Source organism: Proteiniphilum sp. UBA5384 (assembly GCF_002410825.1).
In the GTDB taxonomy this organism is placed as follows: Bacteria; Bacteroidota; Bacteroidia; order Bacteroidales; family Dysgonomonadaceae; genus Proteiniphilum.
This window is the reverse complement of record NZ_DHOS01000052.1, coordinates 81,102-92,656: the sequence shown is the minus strand read 5'-3', so window position 1 is coordinate 92,656 and position 11,555 is coordinate 81,102. Positions and strand designations below refer to the sequence as shown.

Below are 11,555 nucleotides of genomic sequence, written 5' to 3'. Positions count from 1 at the left end.
AGATAAGAGCTGCGTTATCTAATACTTTTGGCTTTGGGGGACACAACGCAAGTGTAATTCTCAAGCAATTCAACAAATAGTGTGTTAAGAAGACTCGTAAAGAGGATCAAGGCTCTCCCGCACAGGGGAAAAGAGCCTTACCTCTCATTTTATAATATCCTGGGCTTCTATCCAGACAGGATAGATTTATATAAAGAAGCCATGACTCACCGCTCTTCTTCCATCCGGTCGGAAAAAGGGCGATGGGTAAATAATGAACGTCTCGAATTTTTGGGAGATGCCATTCTTGATGCCATTGTCGCAGACATCCTCTATAAAGATTTCGAATATAAAAAGGAAGGGTTTCTTACCAGTACACGATCCCGGATTGTGCAGAGGGAGACGCTCAATAAACTATCCGTGGACCTCGGGCTAGACAAGCTTATAGTCTCATCCACCCGTAATTTAGCCCACAATACCAATATATACGGTGATGCGCTGGAAGCCCTTATCGGTGCCATTTATCTCGATCAGGGATACCGGGTAGCAAAGCAATTTGTATTTGAAACCATGATCAAGCAACACCTGAATATCGACAAAGTATTGAAGAGTGAAGTCGATTTCAAGTCAAGGTTGATTGAATGGGGGCAGAAAAACAGGGTCGATGTACATTTCGAGGTGACTGATTCTACCTATGACGCGCAAAACAATCCGGTATTTTTTTCCTGTGTAAGGGTAGGCGGCAAAGAAATAGGTTCCGGAAAAGGATACTCTAAAAAGGAATCTCATCAGATGGCGGCCAAAGTAGCGATAAAAAAACTACGAGAGAGCAACGAATTACAGGAAGCGCTCGTTGAAACAACAAAGAAAGAGGAGGAATCTGACAGAAACAGAGAGTTGTTCAGCACCCCCTCCGACAATGAGTAATATTGTTTCTGCAACGGCCTTGGTCTTCCCTTACCAAATCCCGAAAGAAATTCCCATTTTTTTACCTTGGGCAACAAGCTGATTATCAGGCGTGACTAACCTCAATTTGCCGGCTACTTCGGAAAGAGGCACATCCGTAATTTCCGATCCAATTTTGGCTACCATTTGTCCGAATTTCCTTTCATGGATCAGTTCTGCCGCATGCCCCCCCAGCAATGTACCGAGATTCCGGTCATACGGAGAAGGCGATCCCCCGCGTTGAATATATCCAAGTACAGTCTCACGCGTTTCATAACCGGTCTGTGTCTGGATCTCACGGGCAAAATAGGTAGCAGGATGCTCCTGGGTCGGCAACTCTATACCTTCTGCCACAGCAACGATAGAATAAGCTTTTCCCATCTCCATCCGTTGGTTGATCTTATCAATGACGATCTTCAGATTATATCCCAATTCCGGTAAGAGGATGATATCAGCTCCCCCCGCCATCCCTGCGTGAAGTGTGATCCATCCGGCATGATGTCCCATCAGTTCGATCACCATCACACGACGGTGTGAGCTGGCTGTAGAGTGAAGCCTGTCAATTGCATCAGTCGCAATATTTACTGCAGTGTGGAATCCAAAAGTGACATCCGTACCGTACACGTCATTATCGATAGTCTTGGGTATTCCCACTACATTCAACCCCAGTTCCGAAAGCATCCAGGTAGTACGTTGTGTACCGTTTCCGCCGATACAAACCAGACAATCCAGATCCAGCTCATGATAAGCATTCTTGATCTGCTCCCTGTCTTTCTCATCGGGAGAAGTAATCATCTTACGGAATACTTTTTCCCGTGCCGTACCCAGGATTGTACCGCCCAGATTCAGGATTCCCGATAAGGAAGGATCAGTAAGTTCCACAATATCTTTATACAATAATCCCGAAAAACCGTTCCGAATACCGATCACCTGCATGCCATAATCATTAATGGCTGTTTTTCCTACGCCACGTATGGTCGCATTAATTCCGGGTGCATCGCCGCCGGAAGTAAGAATACCTACCTTCATATAATTTATAAATTACTAATGACTAATTCCCAATTGTCAACGATCTATGGATAAATGCAGCTGCCCGGCTGGATGCGCCTGATCCACCCAGGATCCGACGCATATCTTCATAGTTATCGAGCATATTCTGCCGGTAACCCTGTACATGGAGTATCTGCTTCAATTCTTTCCGGATATTATCCACAGTGAAAAAGCGTGCGAATAACTCTTTCACCACTTCTCGCCCACAGATCAGGTTCACCAGCGAGATATAAGGGGTGTGAAACATATGTTTAAATATCCAATAAGTAAGCCGCGGTGTCGGCGTCCGGTAGCATACCACCTGGGGCACATTCAGCAGGGCTGTCTCCAATGTGGCAGTGCCTGACGTCACTAAAGCGGCATCCGACTGCGCCAGTATACGGTAAGTCTGGTAAAAAAGCACCTTCGCAGGAGGAAAAGAGCCAATAAAATCGTCATAAAAGCTCCGTTCTATACCCGGTGCTCCCGCCACAATCAACTGGTACCCCTCCGAATAACCTTTCACCGCTTCCAGCATAGAAGGCAGGTTACTGGATATCTCCTGCTTACGGCTGCCTGCCAGAAGAGCGATTATCGGTTTATTATCCAGATTATTGGTCGTAATAAATTCAGCAAAAGTTTCGTCTTTATAATCCCGTTGAGCTATCGCATCTACCGTAGGATTACCCACATAATGCACCTTATATCGGTTTTCCCTGAAAAAGTCGACCTCAAACGGCAGGATACAAAGCATCTCATCCACATATTTACGGAACGATTTCACCCGGTATTTTTTCCAGGCCCATACTTTAGGTGAAATATAATAATACACAGGAATATCCAACTGAGTCTTCACATGCTTCGCAATTTTCAGGTTAAAGCCGGGATAATCGACCAGTATCACCACATCGGGTCGATATGCAGCAATATCCTTTTTACAGAAGGCAAGGTTCCGGAGGATAGTACGCGCGTTCAACAGTACCGGAATAATACCCATAAAAGCCATATCACGATAGTGTCTCACCAGTGTCCCACCAACGGACTGCATCAAATCCCCTCCAAAAAAGCGGAAATCAGCCTCTTTATCCAATCCACCTAATGATTGCATTAGATTGGATGCGTGCAAATCGCCCGACGCCTCTCCTGCTATAAGGTAATATTTCATATATTGATGTGATGATTTGCTAATTAAATTTCCCACTCTTTTAATTGAGGAAGGAGATCATGCGCTGTCATATCGATCTTTACAGGCACAATCGCAGCATACCCGTTTGCCAAAGCCCATTCATCGCTGTTATCGTTCTCTTCTTCCCAGTTTTCGAAATTACCGGTCATCCAGAAGACATCTCTGCCCGCTCCATCATTCGAACGGTGGTATTCATTCACCCACTTGCCATGTGTCTGGGTGGTTATCCTGACTTCCTTCACCTCGCCGGCAGGAACATTCACATTCAGGCATATTCCTTTCGGAAGTCCTTCCTCAATCACCTTGACAGCCAATTTACGGGCGATCTCCATGGTGAAGGAGAAATCGGCATCGGGGGTAAAATCACACAATGAGAAACCGATAGAAGGCACATCGAAAATACATCCCTCAATTGCAGCACCCATCGTACCGGAATAAATCACACTGATACCGGCATTGGAGCCGTGGTTAATTCCTGACACCAACAAGTCTGGTTTACGGTCCATAAACTCATTCAACGCCAGTTTCACACAATCTACCGGTGTACCATTGCAGGTATATACCGTCAGATTTTCCTCTTCCTTCAGTAATCTTGCCCGGAGCGGTGTACTGGTGGAAATAGCACTCGACATACCCGACCGATGCGAGTCTGGCGCAAACACAATCACCTCTCCTAAATCTCTCATTGCCTCCATCAATGAAGCAATTCCTTTCGCCTGATACCCGTCGTCATTGGTAACCAATATCAGGGGTTTTCTATCATTCATTCTATATTGTTCTTTTTAGAAATAGCAAAGATGCAAAATATTTCCCAAACACACATAATCTCTTTCCTTCTTTTGACTTCTTCATGGAATAGAAAAATTTAATAAAAAAATTTGGCTTTATGGTACTATTATTATTGGCACCTCCGCGTAAACGAGTAAAATATGGGTACAAAAGAAAAACTCATAGAAAGATATTTTGAGAATAAAAATAAAATGAACAAGTAATGGGACAGTTAAAATATAAAGGATATACAAGTCAACCTTGTTCTTTCAACCCCTTGCTGTGTTGCCTATTTTACAGGAATAATCAACTCACTTTCCGTCGTCCCCATTGAAGATACAGTGATGTCCTCTTCCGTCAGGCGGACCTGCCTCCATTTATCCGCACCGGAGACCAGTGCCCCGGTTTGCACCTGTACAGTCTGTTTTGTATCCGGAGAAGGAAGCCACATCACATCCTGTTTATGATAATGCCCGCCAAGGATCAAGCGTACTGAGGGGGTGGCAATAAGCGCTTTATAAAGTTCGTTGTTCGATTCCGGGAGTGTGGATTTCTCAGTAAAAGGAATATGCATAAGGATGATTTCCACATCGTCATCCGATGCATCTAACTCTGCCTGTAACCAATGCAGTTGCGCTTTATCGATATAAGGATTCACCATCCCCTCCTCCTTTTTGAATTTATAGAATCCATTATCCAGGAAGATCAACCTGTAAGTAGTCCTTCCCACTTCGTATACATGGCTATAGTAAGTACCATCCCTGAAGCAATCGAAGTTCCTTATCCAGGTGGCTTTGGCCCGACCGGCCTGCAACTGGTTGGCCACCACCTTTTCGCCATTCCAATTATAGGAAAACATATCATGGTTTCCCAAAGTCAGATAAATGGGATAGTGGAATTCCTTGATAAAGTTGGCAAATTGCTCCACATGGTAAGCAAATCTGTTACCCTGCCCTGTTTTGGCATCAAAAAAATCAACCAGGTCACCCGTAACAATAATCATATCACAGCTCGTTTGTTCAGGAATGGTGGCCATAAACTGTTTGAAAGTATTGTTACTCTCTTTATAATTCTTTTTATTCTTCCGGGCTTGCACTATATCCTGGTCATAATTCTGTGTATTGAACATCAGGTGTAAATCGGTGATATGAACGAAAGAGAGCGTATCTTTTTGCGCTTGTGTATTTACGCTTAATACAACACAAAACAACAACAAGCTAATTTTAAATTGTTTATTTATCATAAATTATAGCATTTATTCTATGGGTCCTCGTTCAGAGTAGCTGTAATTACTTTTTGCCCTGTATTTTGCATAGCAGTTCCCAGAGTTCAACTGGATAATCTGTTTCAATAATATCCGGACAACCGGAAAGTTCCTCTTCATATTTTACGGCACGTTCTTCGGCACTCTCCAACCGATCATGAGTGGGAGAAAAAGAGACCATACATTTTATCCCATGTGCATGAAGTTTGTCCACCAACTCCCTATTCTTCTCATTGATGGTCGGCCCTACATAAGCAATCATACTCTCCCAAGGAACTCCTGAGATAACATAATCCTCATATTCTTTTTGATTTCTGATATGTGCAGAAAACATGACCTCGGGCAAACGATCATAATAGTATCTAGCCTGAGCTCCACTATGAACTGTAAGCATGATATGACGTTCGGCATTACATTTTTTAATCAGGTCGACAATCATCTCATGTGGCACATCCTTACGATCCAGATTCATCACTGCCCTGCCGATACTCCACCTGATCACCTCCTCAAGGGTTGGTATTTTAAATGCAGTGGTATTTCCATGATCATCTTTCAATCTGATCGTATCCAGCTCTTCAAAAGTATAGTCCACCAATTTGCCCGTACCATTTGTGGTTCTATCCAATATTGCATCATGCATCAAGACGATGACGCTATCCTTTGTTAACCGCGGATCTATTTCAAAAAAGACACCTGACACCTTCTCCGCAGCATATTGCATTCCCTCGAGCGAATTATCCGGATATATGCTGTTGCGCCAAGCACCACGATGTCCGCTGATAATGACGGAACCATCTCCCGTATATTTAAATACTTGCTGAAGGGGCTCTTCATTCACTGTGTCTGTATTCTTTTCTCCTTGCGGTTGCATACATTGGCTGAATAGCAATGAGAAAAATGCAAGAGAAAAGACTGTAAATTGTTTGTGTTTCATCCCTGTATTTATTATTTCAATTTATCTTAATTCCTTCTTTCACAAAGAAAGAGCAAAACTTTCTTTCATGCAAATATTACTTTGAAAAAATTTCTTTTTATTTCTATTGAGATCCATGCACTATCATTTTCCTTTCCTTTTAGTAAAAAAGATAAAATATCAGGTCTATCTCTTGCTTACTTTACTTTCATTTATATCAATAATTTATTTGACCTTCATTGTGTATTTATTTAAAATTAATTATTGGGGAATTAAATAATTATGCAGTATTTTCCCGTTGGCGTCCACTATTTTCAGATCTATCCCATTTTTATTCGCAATAGCGTCAAGACGCGTTTTATTTGAATTTATGAGGATGGGAAAGTTGTTGCCAGCTGCACCTTTTTCGAGATAGTAGTGTTTATGCAGGTGTCCGCTCAACATGAGGTCTATGCCCGCATTATTAAGAATTGGCATAAAAAGGCGTTCAATCTCATGTGTACCGTGCCACTGCCCTCCATTTGGGTAAGGTGGAATATGAAGGATAACAATTTTCACAAGAGCAGATTTAAATTCATCTGTTGTAATGATTTGTTTCAACCATTCGGCTTGTTCTTCCCGCAATTGGTCAGTGAGTGAAAGTCCGTAATAACGGATATCACTATCAGGTTTATCTTCTCCACAATCCAGTGCAATAAAAAATGCCGGTCCGTCCCGGAAAGTATAATAAGGTTCACTTGTGGATGTAGGAAACCAACGCATATAGTCATAGGATGCTGAACCCCTGTGTTCGTGATTGCCGCGAACGGCAAAAATCGGCGTGAAGGGGGAGAAAAGTTCACTTGCCGACTTCATATAACCATCAACGATTTGTTGAGACGATTCTATTTGCGAAAGCATATCGCCATTGAAAATGACAAAGTTATTTTTGTTTTTTACTACATCTTTGGTTAACTGACGAAAAAGAGAGTCGTTACCGTGAGTATCGTTTACCATTGTAAAACGGGATTCAGGACGTGATGAATCTAGCGTTTTTATTTTAAACTCTATTTTTGTAAAATTAAAATCATTGCCATAAGCTTCACCGAAAACCATACGTTTATTACCCTCATCGAGTAGTAATGCCTGCTGAAAAATCCGGTATCGATATGCGGTCCCACATTGCAAATCCTTAATTCGAACGTGATGCAGTGTTGTTACCGGACGGCGTCCATACCACGATTCATAATATTTAGGACGTTCTGTAACATAAAAATTCGTTCCATCATCGGGTGCAACCTCTACCCATGATATGCATGGGACATTAGTTTCCCATACTACAGTAAATTCTGTTTCGCCTGCCGCCTGTATCCACGGACCACAAGCTATACGAGGTTTTGGAAAGTTGTTGGAAAGTTCTGATTCCGGAAGATATTGCGACGTAGTTTGCGCCCCAATCAATAACACACTGAAAATCAACAGTAAATTCAAAAAGACAGTTCTTTTGGGTATCATTCTGTAAACTCTTTAATTTGTTCATATCTTTATTCCAATTCCTTTGTCCTAGCGCCGAGTTTATGGAGGGTTTCGATTGCAAAAATCACCTGCCTGCTATTTCGGCCCAATCCATGAGCCGTCTCATATACCATTTCTCACTGGCACTGACAAGTCCAATAACGACAACGAATTGTGACAACATTAATATCCTTGCGCCGTTTTGAGGTCGGTAATTATTTCTGTTTGAGAATAAATATTACCGAAAGGGTCTGTAGCACGGATTTCGATTTCTTTTGCATTCGGATTCTTAAGGCTGTGGATGTAGGCATGCTTATTCTGACCGTTGCCGGTAGCTCCGTAGTTGCCGGGGATACGGTTCAAAACACCTACATGATAGCCTGCCGCAAAAGCGTCTATCACCGTATTTAACTTACTTAAGTTACCCGCCTTGACCCCGTCTTCATAAGCTTCAAGCTTCCACTGCGTGTCAGCATTCCAGATATTGGCTATAATATCGTTGGTTCCTTTTCCATAGGAATAGTTACCGTACTGACCACCGAAAAGATCGGGACCACGATGAAGCCGTATCTGAAACCCTTTATCGTAACGGGTGGCTTTGTAGTAGCAATTTTTTATTTCCGTTCCTTGCACCGAATAGACAGCGTATCCATTGGGAGTTCCGTCGCAATTGACAGTCGATTTCCACCATGCACCACAGGCTGCCCCATGGATATGCTCATAAATGGTATTGCCTCCATTGCCAATTTGGAAATTCTCATGATAGTGGGTATGACCAACCATGAAATGTACATTGGGATAGTTCTGCAATAGAGAAAAGAAAGCCGCCCGGTTCTTAAAATTCTGATCGTTGCGGATGGGAATATGATAATATATAATAATCAATTTATCCTTAGACACATAACTTAGATCCTGCCGCAACCACTCTATTTGGTAGTCTTCCAAACCACCCCTGTAAGAGGAATTATTCTCGAAAATAACATTGTCGAGAGAGATGAAATGTACTTTTCCGCGGTTCCACGAGTGGTTAACGGGTCCAAAAACAGCTGTATAGGCATTGGCATCACGCGGCGTTGTACTATTGCCCCCGGTTTTGTCATGGTTACCGATCGTGGTGAAATACGGCAGACCTACGCTGCCAGTAAGATTGCGCATCCGAGTGAAAAACTGTGGCTGGTCGCCTACCGTGTCACCAAGTACAAGCCCGTAGCAAGGCTGTGTTTGTGACTCCACGAAAGCTTTCAGATCAGCAATAGTTTCATCTGAATAGCGTTCGATATCGACTGCAGAAGCGACTTGTGGGTCACCGATGCAGACAAGGGAAAAATTGTCTTCGACAGCCGATAACCGTTTCATTGTAAAATTATAACGCTTTGACTGGCTGCTTAAAGCAGTAAAAAAGTTTGCAGCAGTAGAGATGGTGCCGGTTCGCTTCACCTCATATGCTGCGGGTGTGGAAAAGAAAACAGTTAATGCGCGCGGGTCACGGGTCATCTGATAGACACCTTTTGCATCGGTGACCACACATTGGTAGCCATCGCTAACAACTACACCCTGCACAGGATTACCCATATCATCAAGGATTGATCCGTAGAGGTCAATACCGGGATCGGGAGTAATAGCAGGATGATCAATCGGTTTGTCGTCCGGATTGATTGGGCTGTCGCCGTCTTTATTGCAAGCAATCATCCTTCCCGTCATCAGCAAACCTGCGCCGCCATAAATCGATTTCTTTATAAATAATCTTCTTTTCATCGTCATTAAATCTTCTTTGTATATAAATTTTTAATGAGGCTGCATCAAAAGCGTTTTTTAATACAGCCTCAAAATATTATTTCTATTAAGTCAATATCAACGCACAATCATTACTGCACCATTGGCTCCCGCTTGTGTTACATTGCTTTCGATATCGGACAATTGTGCCGGGCGGTTTAGGTTGTACTGTTCAAGCCAGTTCTTGGGTTCGAGCAAATAGATCGTCCGCGTTTCGCGCGGTTTTATCCAACTGTTGTCGGCATCGAGTTCGCCTGCAAACTTGATGAATGCGCTGCAGTCGCGTCCATTGGCTATTCCGGCGGTGGTAATACTGCAAGGTAACCCCATTGTCAGTTCGGGCTGTCCGCCTTTGAGGAACGAAGTATTACTGCCTTGACCGAAGTAGGGTTGTGCTTCACCACTTGAAATATTGACAGGGCTATAGAAATCATTCAGAGGGACTGTGTAACCCATATTGTTGGCGGTATAATCGGATGCTGACGTTGCGCTTTCACCAAAGAATATCAGGTCAACAGGAATACTTTCTTCCGTGACTGCAGTACCTTCGAATACTCCGATACCATCGACACCAACCGAGGCTTGAGAGGCACCGGCATTAGCGGCATTACTAATGACACCAGGATTGTTCGACTGAATAGGATCACCTATACCGTCATCACCCGCCTCGGTGATATATGGCTTACAGCGTATCCATTTGGCATCTTTGATACTGATAATACCGCCATTGGCCTGTGTTGTACCTCCATTTTTTGGGGCCCACCCGGGTATTTCGATGGGATGGCCTGTCCATAATTTGTCCACAACCGAACCATCAAACGATGAAGCCGTTGTGTTATTGGAGTTGGAAGAATATCCGTTAAGTGCTTTCGCCTTGCCACCAATATAGAAGAACTCACCTCTCGAAACTTTGCCTTCCGTCAGATTGAACTTATATGTCCGCGAACCACCTTCAATCCAACCCTTGTTGGTTGGCTTCTGAGTGGCAGTATTCTTGGCGATAATCACCGAGTAGGGCGTAACGGCAAAATCAATATCCTCGGTTGCCATAAGTTGTACATACTCGTAACCGTCGCCGTGAATGTTGGCGTCTTCGTTGGGATTGTACCATGAGACGTTCATTGCCGTGTTGCAGTCGTTGCCACGCGGGTCGCTCATTGCGCCCGTAACGAGGATACTGCCGGGGAAATAACGTTTGCCATCATTAATCACCGGAACGGTGATGGATGAGAGCGGCGGACCGGGATAAACAATCTCGAACAACGCTTCACCTGCATGGTAAGGCACCCCTTTCACCGGTATCTTTATGGTACCAGTTGGCGATGTTATATTGACGGGGAAATTTTCAATGGAATTAATACCCTTAATACCTGTAATCTCAACGCCCAGGGTGAACTGCACTCCTATTTCGGCATCAGTATAAGGAATTTCAAGAACCACGTCTTTTAACTTTCGTGTAACGTTAAATGTTTCGGTGTTAGTAAGAACAGGAACACCCAACGTGATATTCAATGGAGGATATACCAGCCCGTTGCATACAGGGATTTTGGCATTCGCATGCAACGAAGTATAAGAGGTGGTAATCTCAAAAGTGATCGTGCCGGAAGACGTTGGCGAACCTACAAGCGGTACGTCGAAATAGCCTGATTTGCTGTTGAGTTGTACCTCATAATTGTTTACGGGGCTGAGGCCTGTTGCGGCTGCACCCGATGCAGTTGCCGAAACGGTGAATTTCTCGTCGCCAATAGCGCCCGAATAAGGTATGCGAATTTTAGCCAGCGAAGCGTCCTGGTTCTCTTGCAGGGCACCAAAAAGGGTCGGCTCACTAAAAGAGATGATAGGCCCCACACTTTGCAGCACGTCGATATAAATTTCCTTACCTGCGGCGTTGATGACCACCTTACCGGTACGATCTTCGCCCTCGTTACGTAAAACAGTAACAGTAACGGTTTCGTATTTAATACCGTCGCTTGTACCAGAAGCGGGATCAAGTTTTATCCAGTCGTTTTCGCTACTTACATTCCACGCACCGTTACTGCGGAGCGTAAAAATCTCCGATGAAGTTTCGTAAGCAAATTCAAGTACATCGGTACTGCGTAATACAAAAGGCGTAGTTTCATCACTACAAGACACTATTTCCACCGCTATAAGTACAAGGAACACTAATTTTTTAAAAAAATTTGTCTTCATTTTCTGTATTTTTC

Annotated in this window: 9 protein-coding genes; 1 reads left to right on the top strand and 8 read right to left on the bottom strand. The window is 43.5% G+C overall.

The features are described 5' to 3' along the window. Nucleotides 1–81: 81 nt before the first annotated feature. Nucleotides 82–906, top strand: coding sequence for a ribonuclease III (gene rnc, locus B4G81_RS10155; RefSeq protein WP_294082137.1), 825 nt, complete (start codon nucleotides 82–84; stop codon nucleotides 904–906). 30 nt (nucleotides 907–936) lie between these two features. Here rnc and B4G81_RS10150 read toward each other — a convergent pair whose 3' ends face one another. The 8 genes from B4G81_RS10150 to B4G81_RS10115 form a co-directional block, all read right to left on the bottom strand. Further along, nucleotides 937–1,953, bottom strand: coding sequence for an ATP-dependent 6-phosphofructokinase (locus tag B4G81_RS10150; RefSeq protein ID WP_294082135.1), 1,017 nt, complete (start codon nucleotides 1,951–1,953; stop codon nucleotides 937–939). Nucleotides 1,954–1,975: 22 nt separating this feature from the next. Further along, the gene (lpxB, locus tag B4G81_RS10145) at nucleotides 1,976–3,118 is read right to left on the bottom strand and encodes a lipid-A-disaccharide synthase (protein WP_294082133.1); all 1,143 of its coding nucleotides are present in this window, start codon (nucleotides 3,116–3,118) and stop codon (nucleotides 1,976–1,978) included. 23 nt (nucleotides 3,119–3,141) lie between these two features. Continuing rightward, the gene (gene surE, locus B4G81_RS10140) at nucleotides 3,142–3,906 is read right to left on the bottom strand and encodes a 5'/3'-nucleotidase SurE (protein WP_294082131.1); all 765 of its coding nucleotides are present in this window, start codon (nucleotides 3,904–3,906) and stop codon (nucleotides 3,142–3,144) included. A gap of 290 nt (nucleotides 3,907–4,196) precedes the next feature. Next, entirely contained in the window at nucleotides 4,197–5,150 is a 954-nt protein-coding gene (locus B4G81_RS10135) for a metallophosphoesterase family protein (protein WP_294082129.1), read from the bottom strand. Between the two features lie 46 nt (nucleotides 5,151–5,196). Continuing rightward, nucleotides 5,197–6,105, bottom strand: a complete 909-nt coding sequence (locus tag B4G81_RS10130; protein ID WP_294082127.1) for a glycerophosphodiester phosphodiesterase family protein — start codon at nucleotides 6,103–6,105, stop codon at nucleotides 5,197–5,199. A gap of 240 nt (nucleotides 6,106–6,345) precedes the next feature. Next, nucleotides 6,346–7,554 carry an FN3 domain-containing metallophosphoesterase family protein gene (locus B4G81_RS10125; RefSeq protein ID WP_294082125.1) on the bottom strand — a complete coding sequence of 403 codons (1,209 nt, stop codon included), beginning with the start codon at nucleotides 7,552–7,554 and terminating at the stop codon, nucleotides 6,346–6,348. Nucleotides 7,555–7,761: 207 nt separating this feature from the next. Further along, the gene (locus B4G81_RS10120; RefSeq protein ID WP_294082122.1) at nucleotides 7,762–9,333 is read right to left on the bottom strand and encodes a calcineurin-like phosphoesterase family protein; all 1,572 of its coding nucleotides are present in this window, start codon (nucleotides 9,331–9,333) and stop codon (nucleotides 7,762–7,764) included. 96 nt (nucleotides 9,334–9,429) lie between these two features. Further along, nucleotides 9,430–11,541 carry a BACON domain-containing protein gene (locus B4G81_RS10115; RefSeq protein ID WP_294082120.1) on the bottom strand — a complete coding sequence of 704 codons (2,112 nt, stop codon included), beginning with the start codon at nucleotides 11,539–11,541 and terminating at the stop codon, nucleotides 9,430–9,432. Between the last annotated feature and the right edge of the window lie 14 nt (nucleotides 11,542–11,555).